Origin of the sequence: Roseicella aerolata, from assembly GCF_020523605.1 — a bacterium.
Taxonomy (GTDB): domain Bacteria; phylum Pseudomonadota; class Alphaproteobacteria; order Acetobacterales; family Acetobacteraceae; genus Paracraurococcus; species Paracraurococcus aerolatus.
Genome location: NZ_JAJAQI010000009.1, coordinates 42,584 through 66,361, shown reverse-complemented (window position 1 = coordinate 66,361; position 23,778 = coordinate 42,584). Strand labels below are relative to the sequence as shown.

18 protein-coding genes are annotated in these 23,778 nt (G+C 71.5%); 11 read left to right on the top strand and 7 right to left on the bottom strand.

What is annotated here, in order from left to right; genetic code table 11:
• Positions 1–289 precede the first annotated feature (289 nt).
• Positions 290–664, top strand: a complete 375-nt coding sequence (locus LHA35_RS07870) for a hypothetical protein (protein WP_226606688.1) — start codon at positions 290–292, stop codon at positions 662–664.
• Between the two features lie 201 nt (positions 665–865).
• Here LHA35_RS07870 and LHA35_RS07865 read toward each other — a convergent pair whose 3' ends face one another.
• From LHA35_RS07865 to LHA35_RS07850, 4 genes are all read right to left on the bottom strand, one after another.
• Complete coding sequence (locus LHA35_RS07865) at positions 866–2,170, bottom strand: alpha/beta fold hydrolase (protein WP_226606684.1); 1,305 nt, start codon at positions 2,168–2,170, stop codon at positions 866–868.
• A 179-nt stretch (positions 2,171–2,349) separates the two neighbouring features.
• On the bottom strand, positions 2,350–3,990 hold the full coding sequence (locus LHA35_RS07860) for a flavin-containing monooxygenase (protein ID WP_226606682.1): 1,641 nt from the start codon (positions 3,988–3,990) through the stop codon (positions 2,350–2,352).
• Positions 3,991–4,357: 367 nt separating this feature from the next.
• Positions 4,358–4,738 carry a hypothetical protein gene (locus LHA35_RS07855; protein ID WP_226606679.1) on the bottom strand — a complete coding sequence of 127 codons (381 nt, stop codon included), beginning with the start codon at positions 4,736–4,738 and terminating at the stop codon, positions 4,358–4,360.
• Positions 4,739–4,934: 196 nt separating this feature from the next.
• A complete protein-coding gene (locus tag LHA35_RS07850; RefSeq protein WP_226606676.1) occupies positions 4,935–6,074 on the bottom strand; it encodes a helix-turn-helix transcriptional regulator in 1,140 nt (379 codons plus the stop codon).
• Positions 6,075–6,287: 213 nt separating this feature from the next.
• On the opposite strand from LHA35_RS07850, the gene LHA35_RS07845 reads away from it, so the two are divergent.
• The 3 genes from LHA35_RS07845 to LHA35_RS07835 all read left to right on the top strand — a co-directional run bounded on the left by LHA35_RS07845 (position 6,288) and on the right by LHA35_RS07835 (position 10,072).
• Complete coding sequence (locus LHA35_RS07845) at positions 6,288–6,797, top strand: GGDEF domain-containing protein (RefSeq protein ID WP_226606672.1); 510 nt, start codon at positions 6,288–6,290, stop codon at positions 6,795–6,797.
• Between the two features lie 178 nt (positions 6,798–6,975).
• Entirely contained in the window at positions 6,976–9,267 is a 2,292-nt protein-coding gene (locus LHA35_RS07840) for an FkbM family methyltransferase (RefSeq protein WP_226606670.1), read from the top strand.
• Positions 9,268–9,412: 145 nt separating this feature from the next.
• On the top strand, positions 9,413–10,072 hold the full coding sequence (locus LHA35_RS07835; protein ID WP_226606665.1) for a DsbA family oxidoreductase: 660 nt from the start codon (positions 9,413–9,415) through the stop codon (positions 10,070–10,072).
• Between the two features lie 69 nt (positions 10,073–10,141).
• Here LHA35_RS07835 and LHA35_RS07830 read toward each other — a convergent pair whose 3' ends face one another.
• The 3 genes from LHA35_RS07830 to LHA35_RS07820 all read right to left on the bottom strand — a co-directional run bounded on the left by LHA35_RS07830 (position 10,142) and on the right by LHA35_RS07820 (position 15,199).
• Positions 10,142–11,275, bottom strand: coding sequence for an acyltransferase family protein (locus LHA35_RS07830; protein ID WP_226606661.1), 1,134 nt, complete (start codon positions 11,273–11,275; stop codon positions 10,142–10,144).
• A 124-nt stretch (positions 11,276–11,399) separates the two neighbouring features.
• Positions 11,400–14,897 (bottom strand): transcription-repair coupling factor, encoded by a 3,498-nt coding sequence (gene mfd, locus LHA35_RS07825; protein ID WP_226606657.1) that lies wholly within the window; start codon positions 14,895–14,897, stop codon positions 11,400–11,402.
• Positions 14,894–15,199 carry an FAD assembly factor SdhE gene (locus LHA35_RS07820; RefSeq protein WP_226606654.1) on the bottom strand — a complete coding sequence of 102 codons (306 nt, stop codon included), beginning with the start codon at positions 15,197–15,199 and terminating at the stop codon, positions 14,894–14,896. The genes mfd and LHA35_RS07820 overlap by 4 nt, the downstream gene beginning before the upstream one ends.
• Before the next feature lie 84 nt (positions 15,200–15,283).
• On the opposite strand from LHA35_RS07820, the gene recG reads away from it, so the two are divergent.
• From recG to LHA35_RS07785, 7 genes are all read left to right on the top strand, one after another.
• Positions 15,284–17,374, top strand: a complete 2,091-nt coding sequence (recG, locus tag LHA35_RS07815; RefSeq protein ID WP_226606651.1) for an ATP-dependent DNA helicase RecG — start codon at positions 15,284–15,286, stop codon at positions 17,372–17,374.
• Between the two features lie 139 nt (positions 17,375–17,513).
• Positions 17,514–18,263, top strand: coding sequence for an ABC transporter ATP-binding protein (locus LHA35_RS07810; protein WP_226606649.1), 750 nt, complete (start codon positions 17,514–17,516; stop codon positions 18,261–18,263).
• The gene (locus LHA35_RS07805) at positions 18,263–18,994 is read left to right on the top strand and encodes an ABC transporter permease (protein ID WP_226606647.1); all 732 of its coding nucleotides are present in this window, start codon (positions 18,263–18,265) and stop codon (positions 18,992–18,994) included. Before LHA35_RS07810 ends, LHA35_RS07805 begins: the two co-directional genes overlap by 1 nt.
• A 3-nt stretch (positions 18,995–18,997) precedes the next feature.
• Positions 18,998–20,974 carry a GldG family protein gene (locus tag LHA35_RS07800; protein ID WP_226606644.1) on the top strand — a complete coding sequence of 659 codons (1,977 nt, stop codon included), beginning with the start codon at positions 18,998–19,000 and terminating at the stop codon, positions 20,972–20,974.
• Between the two features lie 13 nt (positions 20,975–20,987).
• Positions 20,988–22,031, top strand: coding sequence for a DUF4340 domain-containing protein (locus LHA35_RS07795; protein WP_226606641.1), 1,044 nt, complete (start codon positions 20,988–20,990; stop codon positions 22,029–22,031).
• Complete coding sequence (locus LHA35_RS07790) at positions 22,028–22,474, top strand: NUDIX hydrolase (RefSeq protein WP_226606637.1); 447 nt, start codon at positions 22,028–22,030, stop codon at positions 22,472–22,474. Before LHA35_RS07795 ends, LHA35_RS07790 begins: the two co-directional genes overlap by 4 nt.
• Before the next feature lie 253 nt (positions 22,475–22,727).
• Positions 22,728–23,723 (top strand): Bug family tripartite tricarboxylate transporter substrate binding protein, encoded by a 996-nt coding sequence (locus tag LHA35_RS07785; RefSeq protein ID WP_226606634.1) that lies wholly within the window; start codon positions 22,728–22,730, stop codon positions 23,721–23,723.
• Positions 23,724–23,778 lie beyond the last annotated feature (55 nt).

Sequence of the window (23,778 nt, the reverse complement as noted above, 5' to 3'; positions counted from 1 at the left end):
GCACGGGCCGGTGGCGCGGGATGCGCCACCGGCGATGTCCCGTCCGGCACAACGCCAGGCGCAGTAGGGGTCGCAGGCCGAATGCCGTCCTCGGAGGGCGCCGCCGTGCAAGACCGGGCGAAATCCTGCCAGTCTATATCAGCCATGCGATGCGCCGGGCTGCCGCCGGGACTAGCATTCCCCTTGCCAGCCGAAAGGTCCGGTCGTCGGGGTGGCCGGAGGCCAGCCGTCCCGACGCGCCTTTGAGACAGCGCCTTGCCAGGCCCGGCAACCACGCCGGAGGCACGCCATGACCCGCCGCCTCGCTCTCCCATCCCTCGCGCTGGCCGGCGCCCTCGCCGCCGCGCTCCCCGCCCATGCCCAGGCGCCGACCGACCTGAACCGGATCCCCGTCCTGCAGGGCATTGTCATCGGCGGCGGCGGGGCCAGCCTCGCCGGAGGTGGGGATGACCGCACCATCACCTACAGCGCCACCGGCGCCGGTGGCGGGGCCCGCTATGAGCAGCCGGGCCGGGTTGCCACCTTCATCAGCAACTCCGGCGGCAGCCCCTCCTGGAGCTATGGCCCGGCGCCGCAGAGCGCGCCCGGCCGCGAGGCCTGGCTGCTCGGCGGGGGCGAGGACAGGGAGGTCGTCTACCTCAACCCGGCCGGGCCGGCCCGCTGAAGGCGGTGCGGCATCCGGCGGGCGGGCCGGATGGTCCCGGCGTCCCGCTGACCGGGGGGCGCCGGTGACCCGCCCACCGCGGCAGGCGGCCGGCGCCGCCACCCCGGCCCGTATCGCAGGGATCCACGCAGCGCCGACAAGGCCGCGGCGCAGCGGAACACCGGTGATCCTGCCGATCCGCCACGATGCGGGCCGGCATGGTCACGGTGGCCCGTCCGCGACGTAGCTCGCCAAGAAGCGCGGCGGCTCGCCCTCGACGACATGCAGGTACCGCCCATCGGCAAGCACGGCGTGGCACCCCTCCTCCGTCGTGCAGAGCCGGCCGCCCTCCACCCACCAGCGGCCGGTCGCGATGCGCTGGTCCGGATGGGCGGGGTGGAACTGGCGGCGCTCGCCTTGCTCGGTCCAGTGCGTCGCAAGCGTCACCCGGGTGCCCCAATAGGGCCAAGTGATGCCGAAGAGGTGGCGCCCGGCGAAGGCGGCCCGGATCTCCTCCCCACCGAGCGGCCTGCCTTGCGGCCGGAGGATGGCCTCGCCATTCAGCAGGGCCGCCCGCAGCCGCTCGCCCGGCCAGCCGGTGGCGCAGGCATGCGCCACCTCCAGGCTGCGGCTGCCGGTGATGTGGAAGCTCCGGGGCGCGCCGGTTTCCGGCCGGTCGGCACCGGCGATCGCGGCCTCATGGACCCGCAGCCCCCGCCGCTGCGCCGCGGCGACCCACTCGGCCCAGGCCGTGTTCGGCACCTTCCGGTCGCGCTGGTCGCCGATGACGAAGATGGTGGCGCTGGAACGGGTCTCCTCCAGGCTGCGCATGGGGTCGGCGAGTTCGCTCGCCCGCATCGCGAAATCCTCCGTCAGCGTCCCGTCCGGCCGCCGGTGGAATTGCGCCAGGTCGAGCGGCGCCGAGGCGATGACCGCGCAGCGGATGTCGCCGCGCCGCGCGAGGAGGTTGGCGACCAGCAACCCGCCCGAGGAGAAGCCGGACAGCACCAGCTCGTCGATCCCGTGGCGGCGCTTCAACGCGGTCAGCGCGGCATCGACCAGCGCGACCTCGGCCTGGGTGTGCCGGTCCTGCCCATGGTCGCCGGAGGAGCCATGCATGCCCGGCCGCCCCATCAGGAAGACCGGTGCGCCATGCATCGCACCGGCCAGGGTCTCCGCCGCCAGCCGGCGCGATGCGGCGGTGTGCTCGTAGAACGCATTGACGCGCTCGACATAGACATGGCCGCTGGCGAAGCGATAGGCGGCGCCGGGCGGGTCGCCCGGGAAATGCACGATCGCCGTCCGGGCGGGCTGCCCTGCCCCGCCGGCGGCGTAGCGCAGGCATTCGCGGCGGCTGCCGAGATCCACCCAGATCCCGTCAGGAAGGGCGCGGCACCCGGCCTCCGTAGCGGTCGCGCCGCTGATCAGGCCCTCGCGCGTGAAGGTATCGGCGGAGAAGCCGGCCGGGGGCGGGGCGGCAGGACGTGCGGCGCAGCCCGCAAGCGCGAGCATGAGCGATGCAGCCATGGCCACCCGGAGCGGCGGCAGCCTGGGGCGGGGCGTGACCATGGCGCACCTGTGGTGGTCTTGCCGGGCCGATGTGGGGGCAGTCGGCCGGTCCCGCAGCGGCCGGAAATGACGAAACCGCCACGGTAGCCACAACGTGTCCGGCTGCCCGGGGCTGGGCCCGGCAGGCCGGCGTCCCGTCAGGCGAGAGTCAGTTCCCGATACCCCTGCGCCGCGACCGCATCGCACCAGGCGCGGTATTCCGGCGCGCTGCCGCTGTAGCGGGCGATGGTGCGGGTCTGCTTGCCCTCCACATTGGTGTTGACGCCGGTCATCCAGGAATCGACCTCGTTGGTGAGCAGGCCAGCACCCACCTTCTTCACATGCTCGGTCCAGGCCGTCACCCCCTCCGGCCTCGCCTCCGCGCGGGTCAGCCCCTGCGCCCGCATATGGCGGATCAGCCCCGTCACCCAGTCCACATTGTACTCGATGCTGCGGGGGATGTTGCCGAGCGCGGTATGCGGGCCGAGCAGCATGAACAGGTTGGGGAAATCCTCCACCAGCATGCCGACCAGGGTCTGCGCCCCGCCCGCCCATTTCTCCTTCAGCGTCAGCCCATCCTCGCCGCGGATATCGATGCGGTCGAAGGCGCCGGTCAGGGCATCGAAGCCGGTCGCGTAGATGATGATGTCGAAATCATAATGCGCGTCGCTGGTCTCGATGCCGGTCGGCGTGATGCGGCGGATCGGCGTCGCCTTGCTGTCCACCAGCAGGACGTTCGGCTGGTTGTAGACCTCGTAGTAGCGGGTCTCCAGCGGCACGCGGCGGGTGCCGAAGCCGTGGTTCTTCGGGATCAGCATCTCCGCCACCTTCGGGTCCTTCACCCGCTGGCGGATCTTGTTGGCGACGAAGTCCGAGATCTCCTTGTTCGCCGCCCGGTCGGTCAGCATGTCCTTGAAGTTGCCGACCCAGATGCCGAAGCCCGGGGAGGCGTAGAGCTGCTCATAGAAGGCCTCGCGCTCCTCCTTCGAGACCTCGAAGGTGCCGCGCGGATCAGGCGTGTGCATGAAGCAGGAGAAGGTCTCCTGGCAGCGCCGGAAGATCTCGGGGTAGCTGTCCTTGATCCGCGCCTGCTCCTCCTCGGTGATCGGCCGGTTGTGCAGCGGCGCGCACCAATTGGGCGTCCGCTGGAAGACGGTCAGGTGGCCGGCGGTCTTCGCGACCTCCTGGATGGTCTGCACGCCGGTCGCGCCGGTGCCGATCACGGCCACGCGCTTGCCGGCGAAGTCCACGGGTTCATGCGGCCAGCGCGCGGTGTGGAAGGATTGGCCCCGGAAGGCCTCGATCCCCTCGAAGCGCGGCAGGGTCGGGGTCGAGAGCACGCCGATCGCGGTAATCAGGTAGCGCGCGGTGTGCCGGGCGCCGTCCTCCAGCGTCACCGTCCAGCTTCGCGTCGCCTCCTGCCAGTGCGCCGCGGCGACGCGGCTGTGGAACTGGATGTCCCGCCGCAGGTCGAATTTGTCGGCGACGTAGTTGCAGTACCGCAGCGTCTCCGGCTGCGGGGCGAAATGCTCGGACCAGTCCCATTCCTCCAGCAGCTCCTTCGAGAAGGAATAGCCGTAGGAATAGCTCTCGGAATCGAAACGGGCGCCCGGATAGCGGTTCCAGTACCAGGTGCCGCCGACCCCCGATCCGGCCTCGAAGACACGTGCCCGCATCCCGAGTTCGCGCAGGCGGATGAGCTGGTACATGCCCGACAGGCCTGCGCCGATGACGATGGCATCGTAGTCGAGGTCCGGCGCCGTGCCGGTGCGTGACAGGGTGTCCTGCTGGGCGGTCATTGTCTTGTCGTTCCTCCTCTCGGCATCAGTAGGCCGGCTCCGGTCGGCATGGGCTGGCGGGGCAGCCTTGCCGCGGATTGATGGGCGAGATTGGACCGCAAAAGCCGCACCGCCTAGCTTGATCCATCACAAGGCGCAGGCATCGCGCCCCCTTGCCCGGTCACGCACCGGACGGGCGGCGCGGCGACCGAACGCAGGACGCGGCCTGGGAGGGGGTGACTCGCTGTCCGATGCCTGCGCCCGTCGGCGCGGAGCCTGAGCCCTTCCCCACGCCTGGATGCGTGGCCCGCCTCAAACGAAGGGACCGTGTCCACGCGCTATCTTCGGCGTGAACACGGTCCCGGAGGCTTGGCGAAGTGAGTGGCGATCAGCGACGAGGCTGGGCCGCCGGATCGACGTAGCTGACCGAGGAGTCCTCGCCGCCGCCGGTCAGCCAGGCATTGCGGCCGCCACCCGTCGCCGCCGGCGTCCCGCCATATTGCAGGTACGGGCCTTCGTCATTGCCAGCGAAGGTGGCGAGACGGCCGATCTGCTCGTAGCGCGCGCCACCGCCGGCACCGCCGCCGCTGTAGGTGATGGTCCGGTCGTCGCCGCCACCGCTGAGGCTGGCACCACCGCCGCCGATCACATTGCCGGCCGGCACAGCATAGGCGACCAGGTCCACCGGGGCCTGCGCCAGGGTCAGGGTCGGGGCGGCGACGAGCGCGCCAAGAATACCGAGAGATGCAAATGCAGTGCTGCGAAGCATGGTCCGTCTCCAGTATGGTCCCAGAGGTCTTTCTTCCGAATATTCGAGTGCGCGCCAGGAAGCTCCTGGTGTGCCGCCGTGGCGACCGGTTTCATCGGCCGCTGAACAATACTTAGGTCAGCCGGAAACCATCCTCGTCCAACGAATGATATATGCCACGAAAAATAATTCTCCCGATTGCGCGAGCCGCGCAGGATCAGGGCTTCAGCCGGGCGAGCACCACGGCGAGTTCCGCCTGGCGGTGCACGCCGGTCTTCTCGAACACCCGGTGCAGGTGCAGCCGCGTGGTGCCCTGGGTGATGCCGAGCGCCGCCGCGATCCGCGCCACATCCTCGCCCAGCGCGGCATGCGCCGCGACCTCCGCCTCCGCTCGGGTCAGGCCGAAGGCATCGCGCAGCAGCCCGGTCGGCGGCGGCTCGGCCGGCAGTTCGGGCGCGGTTGCCAACAGCAGGGCGGCAGCGGCGGGTGGCAGGCCGGTCGCGGCACCGCCATGCGAACCGAGCGGCAGCACGGTGACGACAAGCGGCGGCTTCGGCGCGAGGCGAGGCAGGCAGAGATGCTCCGCGCCATTCGCGCCCCGCTCCGTCCCGTTCGCGGCCGCTCCGACCAAGCGCCGCAGCGCGGCAGTCTCCGCCGCATTCGCGGCCCGCAACGCGCTGCCCTCGCCGGCCTCGGCCCGCAGCCCGTCACGGGCCGCGAGCAGCGCGGCGCCCGCTGCATTGGCCCGCAGCACGGTGCAGGCGGCATCGACCACGAAGGCCGCACCCGGCATCCGCTCCAGCGCCTCGGCCAGGGCACGCCGCTCGCCCTCGGCTTCCGCCACCCGGATCTCCATTGCCGCGGCACGGCAGAGATGCGGCGCGAGGCGCCGGTAGCGCGCCACCTCCTCCTCGCTGAATTCGCCCTGCGCCTCGGTGCGGAAGACACAGATATTCGCCGTCGCCCCGTTCGGCTGGCAGGCGGCGCGGCAGTTCATCAGCGCGTGGAGGCCGACCGGTCGGAGGCAGTCGTTGTAGAAGGCGGTGCGCAGGAATTCGGCTTTCGGCATGACGCCGGCATCGGTGATGACCGATCCCGCCGGCAGGGAGGCGGTGCGCACGGCCAACTCGTTCCGGCCGGCATACCGCTCGAGGTAGCGCGCGACCAGGCCGGGGTCGGCGACGCCGGTGTGCAGGATGCGGCCGGCCAGATGCGGCCCGACGATGCTGAAGGCGGCGACCGTGCCGTTGAACTGCCGCCTCAGCTCCTCCAGCGCCTCCTCCCAGCCGATGGTACCCGCGGCCGCATCATAGAGGCGGTCGATGAGGCTCTTGTCGGGATCGTCGGCGGCGGACATCGGATGCACCCCGCGCCTGAACCGGGCGGCGCATTGACGTGCCAGAGACCGCGGAGTTCGCTTTGCATGCGAAGAGGATGCGCGGATCTGTGCCGGATCGCACGCCGGCGCGGAGGGGCAGCATGCCTCGCCGGCCAACCCATTGCACGAGTTAAGCATCCGGCAAGAACACCGCGGTTCATGCGCCCTGGAACAGGCTGGGCCAGAGACATGATGATCGATCGGGACCGGCACGATCAGCGGGATCCGCTGACCGGCACCGTGACGGCGGAGGCGATGCGCCGTTTCCTGGAGGCGGCCCTCGACCTCTCCGACCTGCAGGGGCCAGGCGTGGTGCTCTTTGCCATCGGCATCGACGGGCTGGCCGCGATCGCCGAGCAGCACGGCCCGGCGCAGGCCGATGCCGTGCTGCTCGGCGTCGCCGACCGGCTGCGGGCCGGGCTGCGCAGCCACGACCTGGTGGGACGGCTGCCCGAGGGCTTCGCCGTCTGCCTGCCGGAGATCTTCACCGCCCAGGCCCACCGCGCGGCGGAGCGGCTGCAACGGCTGCTGGAGGCGCGGCCGGTGCCGACGGCGGCCGGCCCCCTGGCCCTCCGCTGCAGCCTTGGCCTCGCCTTCGGCCGCGGCCCCGGGAGTTCGGCCGAGGAGTTGCTGAGCCGCGCCCGCGCCGCGCTCACCCGCGCGCAGGAGGCGGGCGGCAGCCAGATCGTCAGCGAAGCCTGAAGCCAATCCGCCCCCCCCCGCGGCTGCGGTGGGATGGTGCCGCACCGTATCCGGGGGGAGGCGAGCGGGGCGGCGCCGATCCCCCAACTCGCCAGGAGGCGGCGGCTTCTGCTATCGCGGCGCGGGCAGGCTGCCCGAACAGGGGCGCTGCCTGCCGCGGTACAAGGTGCTTCTGAGCATGGATCAGCTCCCCCCGGGCGTCTCGGCGCTGCTCGGTCATGGCGACGCCTATGAGGAGATCATCGCCCGCCTTGCCCGCGCCCTGCTGCGGCCCGGCGACCTCGCGCTGGATGGCGGCGCCGGGCGCGGGCGCGACAGCTTCGCCCTGGCCGATCTGGTCGGCGCCGCAGGGCGTGTCATTGCCTGCGAGCCGATCCCCTGGCTATCGGAGCAATTGCGGCTGGACCGGCAGCGGCGCGGGCTGCCGCAAGTCGCGATCCATCGCGTCGCACTGGCCGAGCAGGCCGGCACCGCGCCTTTCCTCTGGGTGCGCAACGCCGATGCCTACAGCGCGCTCCGCCCGCGCCCCTACCCGGTGACGCCGGAGATCGAGGAGATCCCGGCCACCCTCGCCACCATCGATGATCTGCTGGCCGGCGAGCATCGGCCCTGGCGCTACGCGAAGCTCGACCTGCAGGGCGGCGAGCTGCCGGCGCTGCGTGGCGCGACCCGGGCGATCGCGCGGCACCGGCCCGTGCTGGTCTGCCACAATGCGCGCGCGGTCGCGGCCGCCACCTATGGCTATGAGCCGGAAGCCTATTTCGGCTTCTTCGCCGGGCTCGGCTACCGGCTCTATGACCTGTTCGGCCGGCCCTTCGGCCCGGCGGACTGGCTGCCGCCGGACCGGCCTTGGTACACCATCGCGGTTGCCGCCGACTCAGCCGAGGAGGCGGCGGTGCGCGGGGCGCTGCCGGCGATCCTGCCCGCCGTGGTGCATCGCAGGGCGGATCCGGGCCTTGCCGATCTTGATCCTTGGCTCGCGCGGCAGGCGCCGGGCGAGCATCTGGAGACGCATCGGCGACGCTACCTGGAGACCTGGCGGCGCGCCGGCATCCCGCTGCAGGATGCGCGCGAGGTGGTGGAACTCGGCGGCATCTCCGCCCTCGGCGCCTTCCTGGCGGAGGAGCGTGGGGTGCAGCTCCGCCCGGTCGAGGGCGACCTGCGCTTTCCCTGCGCGCCGCTCGCCGAGACGGCCGATGCGGTGCTGGCGCTGGAGGTTCTGCAGCACCTGCCCGATGCGCATACGCCGACCTCCTCCCTCGCCGAGTTGCAGATCTTCCAGCACTCCGGCGCGGCGAATCTGTTCCGCGAGAGCTTCCGGATACTGCGGCCGGGCGGGCTGCTGGTGCTGACCACGCCGAATGTCACCTCGATCGAGGCGATCGGCCATCTGCTCCGGCGCCGGCACGCCTTCAATTACCCGCCGCATATCCGTGAATACGCCCCGGCCGATGTCATCGCCCTGGCCGAGCGGGCCGGCTTCGTCACGGAGAGGGCGGAGACCTTCCGCGCCTGGTACCCGCCGCCCGATATCGACCGCACCGCGCTGCTGGAGGGGATGCGGAGCATGGGCTTCGACATGGCGGAGCGGGAGGACGACGCCTTCTTCCTGTTCCGCAAGCCCGGCCGCGCCCCGGCGCCTCCGGCCGATGCCGGGCCACCGCCTGCGCCGTTGCCGCCGGTGCACCTGCCGGATGGCGAGACGGTGGAGCCCGCCCGCCTCTTTGCCCTGCAGGAAAGCCACAACCTGTTCGAGGACGTCATCGCCGGCCTCTACGGCACGGTGCTGCAGCCCGGCGATCTGGCGGTGGATGCCGGCGCCAATCACGGGTTGCACACCTACCCGATGGCCGAGAGAGTCGGGCCGCGGGGCCGCCTGCTGGCGATCGAACCCATCCCCATCCTCGCCGATGCGCTCCGCGCCGGCGCCGTCGCGCGCGGGCTGCCGCAGATCGAGTTGCAGCAGGTCGCGGTCTCGGATGCCGAGGGCATGGCGGAGTTCCACTGGATCCGCAATGCCGATGGCTACAGCGGCCTGCAGACGCGCGACTACCCCTTCGCGCCGGATGACGAGCGGTTGCAGGTGAGGACCGTGCGGCTGGATCGCCTGCTGGAGGGGGCGGAGCAGCCCTGGCGCTTCATCAAGCTGGATCTGGAGGGCGGCGAATTCCGGGCCCTGCAGGGCGCCGAGCGGGCGCTGGCGCGGGCGCGGCCGGTGATCGTGCTGGAGAACTCGCGCGAGACGGCCGCCCGGACCTATGGCTATGACCGCGAGGAGTACTTCCGCTTCTTCGCCGGGCTGGGCTACCGGCTCTACGACCTGTTCGGCCGCCCCTTCACGCCGGAGGGCTGGGAGGATGAGGCCCACCCCTGGTACTTCATCGGGGTCGGCGCGGGCTCGGCTGATGAGCGGCTGGTGACGGAGGCCCTGCCGGGCATCCTGCGCGATGTCCTGGCCGGCAAGCCGTGATGGAGGTTTGGCAGCGGGGTGGGTCGGGCAGGCCGTGGCGGACCGGACATCCCTGAACACCGATCCGCCATGGCTTTCCGCTTATCGAGCGGATTCACGCTCCCGGGCGTTCACGCCCGTCCGCGATCCGCTCTAGGATGATGCCGTGAACATCCTTGCCCCGCCCCGCGCCCGCCTGCCGATCGAGGTCGTCTTCGACCTGGTCTGTCCCTGGTGCTTCCTTGGTATCCGCCGGCTGCGACGGATGCTGCGGAGCCGGCCGGATGTGGCGGCCGAGTTGATATGGCGGCCTTTCCTGCTCAACCCCGACCTGGCGCCCCAGGGGGTGCCGCGGCAGGAATACCTGGTGCGGAAATTCGGTGGCGAGGAGCGGGCCCGCCGGCTGCACGGCACCATCGCGGAACTCGGCCGGGCCGAGGGGCTGGACTTCCGCTTCGACCGCATCCGCCGGGTACCGCATTCGCTGGATGCGCACCGGCTGGTGCGCTGGGCCGGCCGCTTCGCCGCGGCGGATGCGATGGTGGAGGCGATCTTCGAGGCCTATTTCATGGAGGGCGCCGATATCGGCGACCCGACCGTGCTGGCCTTGATCGCCGGACGGCTGGGGCTGGAGACGCCGGCGGCGCGGCGCTTCCTGGCCACCGTGGCGGAGGTGGAGGCGGTGCATGCCGACAACCTCCGGGCGCATCGCCTCGGCATCAACGGCGTGCCCTGCTTCGTGGTGGCGGGGCGGCACGCGATCGCCGGGGCGCAGGAGCCGGAGGTCCTGGAACGGCTGCTGGACGTGGCGCTGGTGGAGGGGTGAGGCCTTGGCTGCCCCCCGGCCGGTGGGGCCACTGCTCCTGGTGACGGCAGCCGGAGGCAGGGCCGAGGCTCAGCGCGCCGGGTTCCGGAGCTGCGCCTCCGCCCCCATCCCCGTCAGCCACCGCGGCAGCCGCCAGGGCCACACCAGCAGCCGATAGGCCAGCAGCGACAGCACCGTCGCCCCGGCGGTGATCGCCAGGACCGAGATCCACTCCCCCCATCCCAGCGGAAGCACCAGCACGCCGAGCGCCAGCACCGGGATGTGGTGCAGCACGTAGACGGGCATGGTCGCCTCCCCGAGCCAGGACAGCAGCCTCCCGGGCCGCGGCGGATGTCGCCCGGCAAGGCCAAGCGCCGCGCCGATCGCGCCCCAGGCGCAGAGCCCGACGCCGATCCGCCCCGGGACGGATGGTCCCGCCAGCACCACCAGCGCCAGGCCGGCCAGCGCCAGCGCCAGCAGCCCCCAGGCCTCGCCGCGCAGCCGCGCCTCCAGCCCCGGCCAGGCGAAGAGCACGCCGCCGAGTGCGAAGCAGGCGGCGAAATAGGACAGGTTGGCCCAGTCCTGCACCAGATTGGGCAGGAAAGGCCAGTAACCACCCGTACCGGCCACCAGCCCGGCCAGCAGCGCGGCGGGCGCATAGGCCATTGCGCGGCCAGGCACCGAAGCCTCCGGCTGGCGGCGCGCCAGCCAGACCAGCAACGGCAGCAGGGCCAGCGAGATCAGGAAGAGGTAGGCCAGGAACCAGAGATGCGACCAGGTCATCAGGTTCAGCCGAGTCAGGTAGCGCGGGATGAATTCCAGGAAGCCATAATCCGGTGGCGCCACCAGCCGGAAACCGCCGAGGCGGAGGTCCCGCCCCTGCTGCAGCTCGATCCACTTGATCACCGGCCCCAGCAGCAGGATCCCGGCAAACAGCGGCACCAGCACCCGTGCCGCCCGGTCCTGGACATATCTCCCCGCTGTCCGGCGCCGCAGGGAGGCGACGGCCGACCAACCGGCAAGGACAAAGAAGATCGCCAGGGTGGCGATCCGCATCGCCTCATAGCTCACCGTCGCCACCAGCCAGGGCTCGGTGCTCTTCACGTGGTAGCGCGGCTCCTCGGCATAGATCAGAAGGGCATGGGCGAGGATGACCGCGAAGCAGATCAGGACCCGCAGCAGGTCGAGGTCGGTGCGGCGATTGTGCGGGACAGCAGCAGACATTCCGGCTGCATACCGTGGCCGCTTGCGCTCACGCTATTGTTGCACGAACACGGCCGAAGGAAATTCGCCCGAATCCCATTCGGCCAGAACCTGGAACTCCCGGATCCGCGCGGCAGCGGGTGGCTCACGCGGCCTTCGCCTGTCCCGCCACCCGTGCCAGCGCCACCAGCAGATCCTTCGCCACCCGCACGCGCTGTTCCAGCTTCATCTCCCGCAGCAGGGCCAGCTTGTGGTCAGGCCGCAGCTTCACCAGGCCCTTCTGCGCAGCAACCCAGCTCACCAAGCCGCCCGGGTTGCGGAACTGGTTCTTGAAGAAGCTCAGCACCACGCCCTTCGGCCCGGCATCCACCTTCTCCACCCCTGCCTCCCGGCAGAGCGCCTTGATGGCGACCACCTGCAGCAGGTTCTCCACCTCCGGCGGCAGCGGGCCGAAGCGGTCGGCGAGTTCGGCCGCCATCGCCTCGATCTCGGCCTCGGTCGCCAGCGCGCCGATACGGCGATAGAGGCCGAGCCGGACCGGCAGGTCCCGCACATAGGCCTCCGGGATCAGCACCGGCAGGCCCAGATTGATGTTGGGCGTCCAGCCGCCGGCATAATCCAGCTCGGACCGCTTCTTCCCCTGCCCGGATTTCAGGTCGGCCACCGCCTCCTCCAGCATCTGCTGGTAGAGCTCGATGCCCACCTCGCGGATATGGCCGCTCTGCTCGTCGCCCAGCAGGTTGCCGGCGCCGCGGATGTCGAGGTCGTGCGAGGCCAGGGTGAAGCCGGCGCCGAGATTGTCGAGCGTCTGCATCACCTCCAGCCGCTTCTGCGCCGCGGCGGAGAGGCGGTGGGTGGCCGGCCAGGTCAGGTAGGCATAGCCGCGCTGCTTGCCGCGCCCGACCCGCCCGCGCAGCTGGTACAGCTGCGCCAGGCCGAACATGTCGGCACGGTGGATGATCAGCGTGTTGACGGCCGGCATGTCGAGGCCCGACTCGACGATGTTCGTCGCCAGCAGGATGTCGTGCTTGCCGTCGCCGAACTCGGCCATGACCTTCTCGAGCTGCGTCGGCGCGAGCTGGCCATGCGCCTCGACCACGCGGGCATCGGGGACGATCTCGCGCAGGCGGGCGGAGACCTTCTCCATGTCCTCGAGGCGCGGGACCACGCAGAAGATCTGCCCGCCGCGGAACCTCTCGCGCTGGATCGCCTCCCGCAGCACCACGCCGTCCCAGGGCATGATGAAGGTGCGCACGGCGAGGCGGTCGACCGGCGGCGTGGCGATGACGCTCATCTCCCTGACGCCGGTCAGGGCGAGTTGCAGCGTGCGCGGGATCGGTGTTGCGGTCAGCGTCAGGACATGGACGTCGGTCTTCAGCGCCTTCAGCTTCTCCTTGTGGGCGACGCCGAAATGCTGCTCCTCATCCACGATGACCAGGCCGAGATCGGCAAACTCCACGCCCTTGGCCAGCAGGGCATGGGTGCCGACGACGATGTTGATGCTGCCGTCCTTCAGCCCTTCCCGCACCTTGGCCGCTTCCTTGGCCGTCACCATCCGCGAGAGTTGTGCGACATGGATGGGGAAGCCGGCGAAGCGCATCGTGAAGGTGCGGGTGTGCTGGCGGGCGAGCAGCGTGGTCGGCACCACCACCGCCACCTGGGCGCCGGACATCGCCACGACGAAGGCGGCGCGCAGCGCGACCTCGGTCTTGCCGAAGCCGACATCGCCGCAGACCAGCCGGTCCATGGGGCGGCCGGCGGCCAGGTCCTCCAGCACGTCGGCGATGGCGCGCTGCTGGTCCTCGGTCTCGGCAAAGGGGAAACGGCTGCAGAACTCGTCCCAGGCGCCTTCGGGCGGGGCCGCCAGCGTGCCTTCGCGGGTCGCGCGTTCCGCGGCGATGCGGATGAGCTGCCCGGCCATGTCCTGGATGCGCTGCTTGGCCCTGGCCTTGCGCGACTGCCAGGAGGAGCCGCCCAGCCTGTCGAGCGCCACGCCCTGGGTCTCGGAGCCGAAGCGCGACAGCACCTCGATATTCTCGACCGGCAGGAAGAGCTTGTCGCCGCCCTCATAGATCAGCCGCAGGCAGTCATGCGGCGCGCCGTTGACCTGCAGGGTCTCCAGCCCGTCATAGCGGCCGATGCCATGGTCCTGGTGCACCACCAGGTCGCCCTGCTCGATGCCCGTCGCGTCGGCGATGAACTGGTCGGCGCGCTTGCGCCGGCGCGGCGGGCGGGCGATCCGCTCGCCCAGCAGGTCCTGCTCACCGACGACCGAGAGGCCGAAGCCGGCGCCGGTCGCGGCGGCGGGGGCGAGGAAGCCGCGTTCCAGCCCCAGCACCGCCAGCGCCACCACGCCCTTGGGCAGCCTGCCGATCTCGGAGAAGTCCTCGACCGCCTGGGCCGCGACCTTGTTCTCCCGCAGCAGGTTGCCCAGCCGCTCGCGCGAGCCGCGGGTCCAGGCGGCGACCACCGGCCGCCGCGCCTGCTCCAGCATCGCCTGGGCATGCTCGGCGAGGGCCTGGAAAACATTGCCACCGGTGTTGCGGACCTCGGTGAAGAGCCGCCCCGGGCGGCCGCCGGCCTCGATCCCTTCCGCGCCATCCGGCTGGGCGAAGGGGGAGAAGCGGAAGAGCGGCCCCTGCCCCAGCATCCGGTCCCAGGCAGCACGCGTCAGATGGAGACCGCCGGGCGGCGCCGGCCGGTAGGGCACCTCTCCCTCGCTGCTGCGCACCGGCTGCCGGCGGGCTTGGTAGTGGTCCTCGATCATCTCGAGCCGCGCTGCCAGCACGTCCTCGGCCTGGTGGTCCAGGCTGACCGACGCACCGGGGAGGTAGTCGAGCAAGGTCTCCATCCGCTCGTGGAACAGCCCGGCCCAGTGCTCCATGCCAGGATGCTTCCGCCCGGCGCTGACCGAGACATAGAGCGGGTCCTCGGCCGCGGCATTGCCGAAGAGCTCGCGGTAGGCGGTGCGGAAGCGGGCGATCGAGGCCTCGTCGAGGAACACCTCCCCCACCGGGCGTAGCCACAGTTCCGCCAGCGCCTCCCCGCTGCGCTGGGTGCCGGTGTCGAAGCGCCGCAGGCTCTCGATCTCGTCACCGAACAGGTCAAGCCTCACCGGATCCGGCTCACCGGCCGGAAAGAGGTCGATGATGCCGCCGCGCACGGCATACTCGCCCGGCTCCATGACCGTGCCGGTGCGGCCGTAGCCATTGGCCTCCAGGAAGGCCGTCAGCTTCTCCGGGGCGACCCGGCCGCCTTTCCGCAGCAGCAGGGTGGCGCCGAGGAAGACCTCCCGCGGCGGGACCTTCTGCACCAGGGCATTGACGGTGGTGACGACGATGCGCGGCCGGGTGCCCGGCTCCAGCAGCCGGGTCAGGGTTGCAACCCGCTCGGCCACGATCTCAGGGTTTGGGGAGACGCGGTCATAGGGCAGACAGTCCCAGGCCGGAAAGCGCAGCACCTCGACCTCGGGGGCGAAGAAGCCCAGCGCCTCGGCCAGCCGGGCGGTGCGCGCGTCGTCACGGCAGACATGCAGGACCGGCCCCTCGGTCTCGGCGCGCCGCCGGGACAGCAGCAGGGCGTCGAACCCCTCCGGCGCGCCATGGACGATGAGCCCCTGGGCACGGTCCTGCACCTCGCTCATCGCGGTCGGAGTTCCTCGGGCAGGCCGGCACCGGTGCCGGCGCATTCCACCGCCATGCGGTCCAGCATGGGGGTCCGGCACTCGGGCGGAATGGGCCGGCGGCCGGAGAGCCAGTCGGCCAGGTCCACATCGGGGTATTCCAGCACCGCCTCCAGCTCGTCCAGCTCGGCGGTGGTGAAGGCCGCGATATGGGCCGCTACGAAGCGGCCAATCATCAGGTCGGCCTCCTTCGTCCCGCGGTGATGGGCGCGGAAGAGAAGCCGGCGGCGGCGGGGATCGAGGGTTTCTGTTTCGGTCGGCATGTCGTCACGGGGCTGAGCCGCTGGCATATAGGGGGGGATGGGAATCCTGTCAGCCCGACGCGGCATCAGCGGTGGAAGTTGCGCGTGACCGAGGAGAAGGAGGCCGATCCGCCCCTGGCGCCGCTTTTCGCCCCCCTGGCCGAGCTGCCGGGGGTGGGGCCGGCGATCGCCAAACGGTTGAAGGAGGCGGTGGGCGGCGAGCGGGTGCTCGACCTGCTCTTTCACCTGCCCGAGCGCTACGCGCAGCGCATCCGGATCGACAGCCCGCTCGAGGCCCCGCTGGACGCCGAGGTGATCCTGCCCGCGCTCGTCGTCTCCCTGCGGGCGGCCCGGTCGAAGCTTGGCCGGCCCTATGTGGAGGTGCGGGCCGAGGCCGGCGGCAAGCGCCTGCTGATCCGCTACATCAACGGCAACCTCGCCTGGCTGCAGAAGCTGCTGCCACCGGGGACCGAGCGGCTCTTTGCCGGAAAGGTGAAGACCGAGGGCGGGGTCTGGTCCATGATCAACCCCCTCTCCGCCACCGGGCCGGAGGGTCTGCCGGAGCTGGAGCCGGTCTGGCCGCTGGTGAAGGACCTGCGGCTGTCGCAGGTGGCCAAGGCGATGGCGGCGGCGCTGGACCGGCTGCCGGAGCTGCCCGAATGGCACGACGCCGCCCTGCTGCGGCGGGAGGGTTGGCCAGGCTTCGCCACCGCGCTGCGGGCGGTGCAGCAGCCCGAAAGGGCGCCGGAGCCGCCCATCCGCGCCCGGCTCGCCTATGACGAGGCCCTGGCCGGGCAATTGGCGCTGGCGCTGGTGCGACGGCGGGTAAGGCTGCGGGCCGGCCGGGCGCTGGCCGGTGACGGCCGCCTCCGTGCCCAGGCGCTGGCCGCCTTCGGGCATGACCTCACCCCCTCCCAGGCGCATGCCCTGTCGGAGATCGATGCCGACCTCGCCGCCCCGCACCGGATGCTGCGGCTGCTGCAGGGCGATGTCGGTGCCGGCAAGACGCTGGTCGCGGTGTTCGCCATGCTCCGGGCGGTGGAGGCCGGTGCCCAGGCCGCGCTGATGGCGCCGACCGAGCTGCTGGCGCGGCAGCATATCCGCACACTCGACCGCCTCTGCACCCCGGCCGGCATCCGGGTGGAACTGCTGGCCGGCAGCGTGAAGGGGGCGCAGCGCAAGCGGGTGCTGGGGGGCCTCGCCAGCGGCGCGGTGGATATCGTGGTCGGCACCCATGCCCTGTTCCAGGAGGGGGTGGTCTTCCGCGACCTCGGCCTCGCCGTGGTGGATGAGCAGCACCGCTTCGGCGTCGCGCAGCGGCTGATGCTGGCCGAGAAGGGCGACGCCGCCGACATGCTGGTGATGACCGCGACGCCCATCCCCCGCACCCTGCTGCTGACCCAGTGGGGCGAGATGGCGGTCAGCCGGCTCTCCGGCAAGCCGGCGGGGCGGCAGCCCATCACCACCACCCTGCACGGGCTGCGGCAATTGCCGGACGTCGTCGCCGCGGTCGGCCGCGCCATGGCCCGCGGCGCCCGGGTCTACTGGGTTTGCCCGCATGTGGCCGAGAGCGACGCCATCGACATCGCGGCCGCCGAGACCCGCTTCGCCGAGCTCTCCGAGCGCTTCCCCGGCCAGGTCGGCCTCGCCCATGGCCAGCTGGATCCGGAGGTGCGGGAGGCCGCGCTCCGTGACCTCGCCGCCGGCCGCACCAAGCTGCTGGTGGCGACCACCGTCATCGAGGTGGGCGTGGACGTGCCGGAGGCGACGGTGATGGTGGTGGAGCATGCCGACCGCTTCGGCCTGGCGCAGCTTCACCAGCTGCGCGGCCGGGTCGGGCGCGGCGCGGCGGCCAGCTATTGCATGCTGCTCTATGACGAGGCGCTCGGCATGACCTCCCGCGAGCGGCTGCTGATCCTGCGGGACACGGAGGATGGCTTCGCCATCGCCGATGCGGATTTCCGCCTGCGCGGCGGCGGCGAGGCGCTGGGGACGCGGCAGTCCGGCGCGCCGGTCTTCCGGCTGGGCCTTGCCGAAGGCGAGGCGCAGGAAGGGTTGATCATCATGGCCAACCGCGACGCCGCCCTGCTGCTGGAGAAGGACCCGCTGCTGCAGGGACCGCGCGGCCAGGCAACGCAGGTGCTGCTGCGGCTGTTCGGCCGGGCGGAGGCGATGGCAACGTTGAGGGCGGGTTAGGGCTCGGCCAGCGCCCGCCCCGCCCGCAGATCACCCCCCGTTTCACGCGGTCGCAACCGCTGGCTGAACCTCCCCTTGCAAAGCCCTGTCAGGCTTGTACATCGGCCGGCTGGACGGGGCAGAGACAGGGGGACCGGCATTGGCCGCGCTGATCGAGATCGAGCGCCTGACCAAACGTTTTTCCGGGTTCACCGCCGTGGACGATGTGTCCTTCTCGGTGGCCCGTGGGGAAGTGCTCGGCTTCCTCGGCCCGAACGGCGCCGGGAAGTCCACCACCATGCGCATGCTGGCCGGCTTCATGCCGCCGACATCGGGCACCGCGCGCATCTGCGGCGCCGATGTGGTCGCCCAGCCGGTCGCGGCCAAGCGCAACCTCGGCTTCCTGCCGGAAGGCGCCCCGACCTATCCGGAGATGACCGTCACCGGCTTCCTTGCCTTCGCCGGCCGCATCCGCGGCTTCCGGGGTTCGGAGCTGCATGACCGGGTCGCGCATGCCATGCTGCTGACCCAACTCGAAGGCGTGCGGCTGCAGCCCATCGAGACGCTGTCCAAGGGCTTCAAGCGCCGCGTCGGCCTCGCCCAGGCGCTGCTGCACGACCCGCCGGTGCTGGTGCTGGACGAGCCGACGGACGGCCTAGACCCGAACCAGAAGCATGAGGTTCGCGAGCTGATCCGCCGCATGGCGCCGCAGAAGGCCATCGTCATCTCCACGCATATCCTGGAGGAGGTCGGCGCCGTCTGCACCCGCGCCATCATCATCGCCCGCGGCAAGCTGGTGGTGGATGCGCCCCCTTCGGTGCTGGAGCGCGAGGGCCGCAGCCTGGAGGAGGTGTTCCGCAGCCTCACCCTCGGCACGCCCGCGCCGGCTGCCGCGAAGGAGGCCGCGTGATGGCCCCTGCCCTCACCGTCGCCCGGCGTGAACTGGCCGGCTATTTCGCGACGCCGGTCGCCACGGTCTTCATCGTCATCTTCCTGGTGCTGGCGGGCGCGCTGACCTTCACCCTCGGCAACTTCTTCGGCCGGGGCCAGGCGGACCTGCAGCCCTTCTTTTCCTTCGTGCCCTGGCTCTTCCTGTTCCTCGTCCCCGCGCTGACCATGCGTCTCTGGGCGGAGGAACGCCGCCTCGGCACGATCGAGCTGCTGCTGACCCTGCCGCTGCCCCAGTGGCAGGCCGTGCTCGGCAAGTTCCTGGCGGCCTGGGCCTTCTGCGGCATCGCCCTCGCCCTCACCTTCCCGCTCTGGATCACGGTCAATGTGCTGGGGCAGCCGGACAACGGCGTCATCCTCGCCGGCTATGTCGGCTGCCTGCTGGTGGCGGGTGCCTATCTCGCGGTCGGCGCCGCGGTCTCGGCCATGACCAAGAACCAGGTGGTGGCCTTCGTCCTCGCCGTCGCCCTCTGCTTCGTCTTCGCGGCGAGCGGCAGCCCGGTGGTGACGGAGTTCCTCTCCGTCCGCCTCCCCGTGCTGGCGGAGGTCTCCCGCGCCCTCTCGGTTGTCGACCGCTTCACCGGCTTCACCCGCGGTGTCATCGGCGCGCGCGACCTCGTGTTCTTCGCCTCCTTCATCGGCTTCTTCCTGTTCGTGAACGCGGTGGTGCTCGACCACCGGAAGGCGGACTGACGCATGAGCGCGACCTCGCTTCCCGCCGCGCGCCCGGGGGCGCGACGCCTCTGGTCCTCGGCCATCGGGCTGCTCGCCGCGGCCGTGCTCGCCATCGGCGTCAACATGCTGGCGGACCGGCTGCTGCCGCGCGCCCGCATCGACCTGACGGCGCAGCGCCTCTACACCCTCTCGGACGGCACGCAGAAAGTGCTGTCTGAGCTGAAGGACCCCATCACCCTTCGCTTCTTCTATTCCCGCCGCCTCGGCGCGGAGTTACCGGTCTATGGCGCCTATGCCGACCGTGTCCGGGAGATGCTGGCGGAGTACGTCGCCCTCTCGAACGGCAGGGTAAGGCTGGAGGTCTTCGACCCCGAGCCCTTCTCCGAGCTGGAGGACCGGGCCATGGCCTTCGGCCTGCAGGGCGTGCCCGTGGACCAGTCCGGCGAGCAGGTCTATTTCGGCCTGGCCGGGACCAACCTGGTGGATGACGAGCGGAGCATCGCCTTCTTCCAGCCGGAGCGCGAGCGGTTCCTGGAATACGACCTGACGCGCCTGGTCTACGAGCTGTCCAACCCGCAGCGCCCGGTGATCGGCGTCATGTCGGCCCTGCCCTTGAACGGCGACCCGCGCGCCATGATGCTGCGCAACCCCGCGCTCGGCCAGCCCGCGGTGGTCATGACCCAGCTCCGGCAGTTCTTCACCGTCAAGGATGTCTCGCTCGATGCCCAGGTGATCGAGCCGGAGGTGCAGGTGCTGGTCGTCGCCCATCCGCAGGGCCTGACCGAGGGCGCGCAATACGCCATCGACCAGTTCGTCATGCGCGGCGGCAAGCTCTTCGTTTTGGTGGACCCGCATAGCGAGAGTCAGGCGGGCCGCCCCAGCCTCACCGGGCAGCCGCCGCAGGATACGTCCTCCTCGCTCGACCGGCTGCTGCATGCCTGGGGTGTCGAGGCGCCGTCGGACAGGGTGGTGCTCGACCTGCGCGGCGCCTGGCGGGTGCGCGCCAACCCTCAGGACCGGGTGCAGGCGGTGGACTATGTCGCCTGGTACAACCTGCAGGGCGACAGCCTGAACCGCGAGGAGGTCTCGCTCGCCCAGCTCGAGCAGGTGACGGTCGCCTCGGCCGGCATGCTGCGGAAGCGGGAGGGGGCGGCGGTGGAGTTCGTCCCGCTGCTCACCACCTCCCCCCAGACCATGGTGGTGGATGCGGCGCGGGTGCGGCAGGAGCCGAACCCGGTCCGGCTGCTGGCGGATTTCCGCAGCGGCAATGAGCGCCACGTGATCGCGGCGCGGCTGCGCGGCGAGCTGGCCTCCGCCTTCCCGGACGGTCCCCCGCGCGACGCGGATGGGAATCCGCCGCCCGCCGAGGGCCAGGAGCGCCCGGCCGGCCTGCCGGCGCATATCGCCCGCAGCCAGGGCCCGGCCAATATCGTCGTCGTCCATGACAGCGACATCCTGGAGGACCGCTTCTGGGTCCGTGTGCAGGAATTCTTCGGCCAGCAGGTGGCGACGCCCTTCAGCGGCAACGGCTCGCTCGTGGTCAATCTGGCGGACACGCTGGCCGGCTCGGATGCGCTGATCTCGCTCCGCTCCCGCGGCGAGAGCCTCCGGCCCTTCGACCTGGTCGAGGATATCCGCCGCAACGCCGATGCCGAGTACCGCCAGACCGAGCAGCAGCTGACGCGCAAGCTTGAGGAGACCGAGCGCCGGCTGCGCGAGCTGCGGCAGGGAACGCCCACCGCCCCCGGCGGCGAGCGGAACCAGAACCAGGCTGTGATCACGCCGGAGCAGCGGGCCGAGATCGACGCGGCGCGGCAGGAGATCGTCAACACCCGCCGGCAGCTCCGTGCCGTTCAGCTCGAGCTTCGCCGTGACATCGAAGGGCTGGAGACGGTGCTGCGCGTGGTCAATATCGCGCTCGTCCCGGCGCTGCTGACGGCCTTCGCCATCGGCCTGGCCTTGATGCGCCGCCGCCGCCGCGCCGCGGCGCGGGCCTGAAGGGGGGGCGCCGATGAACCGCCGTACCCTGCTGGCCCTGGGCGGCGCGGCCGCCGCCTCGGTGGCCGCCGCCGTCCTGCTGACGCCGCGCGATGTGGAACGGGGCGAGCTGGCCTTGGCTGGCCTCGCCTTTCCCGGCCTCGCCGCCCGGCTGCGGGATGCCGCCCGCATCGAGGTGGCGAAGCATGACGGGACACTGATCCTGCTGCGCCAGGGCGAAGCCTGGGTGCTGCCGGACAGGGGCAACTACCCCGTCCGCGCCGAGAAGGTTCGGGAGATGCTGGTCGGCCTGACCGAGCTGCGCCTCGCCGAGGCCCGGACCTCCGACCCTGGGCAGCATGAGCGGCTCGGCGTCGATGATCCAAAGCGGCCGGGCAGCACCGCGCTGCTGCTGCGGGTGCTGGATGGCGGCGGCGCCCCGATTGCGGAGTTGATCCTCGGCCGCCGCCGTGTCCGCACCCAGGGCAATGTGCCGGAGAGTATCTATGTCCGCCGCCCGGCGGAGGCACAGGCCTGGCTGGCCGAGGGGCGCCTTGCGGTCGATGCCGACCCGCAGCTCTGGCTCGACCGCGACATCGCCAACCTGCCGCAGGACCGCATCCAGCGGGTGGAGGTGCGGCGCGCCGGCGAGCCCGCCCTGGTCCTGGCCCGGCCCGGCGAGCCCGATGCGAAGCTCCGCATCGAGGTCCCGGCCGAGGCGCCGGAGGCGGATGAGGTGGCGCTGGACGAGATCGCCCGTGCCTTCGAATTCCTGACCTTCCTCGAGGTCCGCCCCGCCGCCGGGGTGCCGGGCGAGGCGCAGGGCGAGAGCCGCTTCAGCCTGACGGACGACCTCGCCATCACGGTCCGTCCCTCTCTCCACCAGGGCAATGTCTGGATCCGGCTGCAGGCCGAGGGCGGCAGTCCGGAGGCGGCGCGGCTGAATGCTCGCTGGGAGCCCTGGGCCTACCAGGTCGGCGTCTGGAAGCTGAAGGCCTTCGCCCCGCGGCTCGAGGATCTGAAGCCGCGCGAGGCGAACACCCCCGCCGCCCCCGAGCCCCCGGCCACGCCGCGGTGAGCCGGGAATATCCCGACCGGCCCTGGGTCGGCATCGGCGTGGTCGCCTTCGACGGCGCCCCGGGCGAGGAGCGCGTGCTGCTGGTCCGCCGCGGCAAGCCGCCGCGGGAGGGCGCCTGGTCCCTTCCCGGCGGTGCCCAGCATGTCGGCGAGCGCGCCGAGGCCGCGGCACGGCGCGAGCTGTTCGAGGAGACCGGCATCGAGGTGGGTGGCCTCGAACTTGCCGCCGTCTTCGATTCCATCAGCTACGACGAGGCCGGCGCGGTGCGCTGGCACTACACCATCATCGATTTCTGCGGCCGCCGGACGGCGGGCGAGGCCCGGCCGGGCGACGATGTCGCCGCCGTGGCCTGGGCTTTGCCGGAGGAACTGCCGCTCTACGACCTGACCCCCGACGCGCTGCGGGTGATCTCGGAATCGCGCCAGCGCCTCGCGCAGCGCTGAGAATCGATGCCCGTCCCCTCACATGCCGCCGCGCATCCGTCCGGCCGAGCCGGCGCTCGGCCCGTGCCAGGCATATCCTGGACTGCGCCGCGGCCGGGCCTCTGCAGCCCCGGCCGCCCAGCGGCAGGTCGGCCGCGGCGCGACCGCCTCCTGCGGTCGCGAAGATCGTGATCACAGGCTGTGGAACGCGGACGCCGGTCCATGCGTGGCGGCCTGGTCCGCAACCCCCACGATGACCCCTCGGAGACCGCCCATGCCGGGACGCCGTGCCCTCCTCCTCGGGACCGGGGCGCTGCTCGCCGCCCCCGCCCTCCAGGCCCAGCCGATCGCCGGCGGGCGGTCCATCCGCCTCATCGTGCCCTTCCCGCCCGGCGGGGCGGTGGACATCCTCGGCCGGCTGCTGGCGGACGGGCTCGGGCCGGCGCTCGGCCAGACCGTCGTCGTGGAGAACCGCTCGGGCGCCGGCGGCAATATCGGCACCGATGCCGTCGCCAAGGCGACGCCGGACGGCAGCACCATCGGCTTGGTCGGCGTGACCAATCTCTGCGCCGCCCCCTTCCTCTACCGCTCCATGGCCTTCGACCCGCAGAAGGACCTCGCGCCGATCTCCCAGGTGACGACCGGCGCGGTGCTCTGCGTGGTGAATGCGGAGACGGCGCGGCGCAGGGGCTGGACCGACTTCCCCGCCCTCATCGCCTGGGCGAAGGCGCATCCGGAGGAGGTGCGCATGGGCTCCTCCGGCACCGGCACTACCAGCCATCTGACGATCGAGGCGGTGAACCGTGCGACCGGCGCCCGCATCATCCATGTGCCCTATCGTGGGGGCGCACCGGCCATCAATGACCTGCTGTCCGGCGTCATCGACATGATGTTCGATGTCATGCCGGCGCTGATGCCGCATGTGGAGGGCGGGAAGTTCAAGGCGCTCGCCGTCAGCAGCGCGCAGCGCCTCGACATCCTGCCCGAAGTGCCGGGAATGGCGGATTTCGCCGCGCTTGGCCTCGGCGATCTCGACATCCAGAGCTGGAACGCGCTGATGGCGCCGGCCGGCACACCTGACGACGTGGTGGGCCGGCTCGCCGCCGCGGTGCGCCAGGTGGCGGCCGAGCCGGGCTTCATCGAACGCCTGCGCCCGCTCGGCTATACCGTCGTCACCAGCGATACACCGGCGGCGCTGGCCGGGAAGATCCGGGCGGAGACCCCGCGCTGGCAACGGCTGGTGGAGATATCCGGCGCGCGGCTCGACTGATCGTCGCAAGCCGGCCGCGCTGCCCGCAGAGAAGGGGCGCGCGCGGCGCAGTGGG

Coding starts and splice junctions, on each gene's coding strand:
- LHA35_RS07805 (WP_226606647.1), top strand. CDS start 18,263: ATGGCCCCTGCCCTCACCGTCGCCCGGCGTGAACTGGCCGGCTATTTC.
- LHA35_RS07850 (WP_226606676.1), bottom strand. CDS start 6,074: ATGTCCGCCGCCGACGATCCCGACAAGAGCCTCATCGACCGCCTCTAT.
- LHA35_RS07830 (WP_226606661.1), bottom strand. CDS start 11,275: ATGTCTGCTGCTGTCCCGCACAATCGCCGCACCGACCTCGACCTGCTG.
- LHA35_RS07845 (WP_226606672.1), top strand. CDS start 6,288: ATGATCGATCGGGACCGGCACGATCAGCGGGATCCGCTGACCGGCACC.
- LHA35_RS07795 (WP_226606641.1), top strand. CDS start 20,988: ATGAACCGCCGTACCCTGCTGGCCCTGGGCGGCGCGGCCGCCGCCTCG.
- LHA35_RS07800 (WP_226606644.1), top strand. CDS start 18,998: ATGAGCGCGACCTCGCTTCCCGCCGCGCGCCCGGGGGCGCGACGCCTC.
- LHA35_RS07785 (WP_226606634.1), top strand. CDS start 22,728: ATGCCGGGACGCCGTGCCCTCCTCCTCGGGACCGGGGCGCTGCTCGCC.
- LHA35_RS07820 (WP_226606654.1), bottom strand. CDS start 15,199: ATGCCGACCGAAACAGAAACCCTCGATCCCCGCCGCCGCCGGCTTCTC.
- mfd (WP_226606657.1), bottom strand. CDS start 14,897: ATGAGCGAGGTGCAGGACCGTGCCCAGGGGCTCATCGTCCATGGCGCG.
- LHA35_RS07855 (WP_226606679.1), bottom strand. CDS start 4,738: ATGCTTCGCAGCACTGCATTTGCATCTCTCGGTATTCTTGGCGCGCTC.
- LHA35_RS07865 (WP_226606684.1), bottom strand. CDS start 2,170: ATGGCTGCATCGCTCATGCTCGCGCTTGCGGGCTGCGCCGCACGTCCT.
- LHA35_RS07840 (WP_226606670.1), top strand. CDS start 6,976: ATGGATCAGCTCCCCCCGGGCGTCTCGGCGCTGCTCGGTCATGGCGAC.
- LHA35_RS07870 (WP_226606688.1), top strand. CDS start 290: ATGACCCGCCGCCTCGCTCTCCCATCCCTCGCGCTGGCCGGCGCCCTC.
- LHA35_RS07860 (WP_226606682.1), bottom strand. CDS start 3,990: ATGACCGCCCAGCAGGACACCCTGTCACGCACCGGCACGGCGCCGGAC.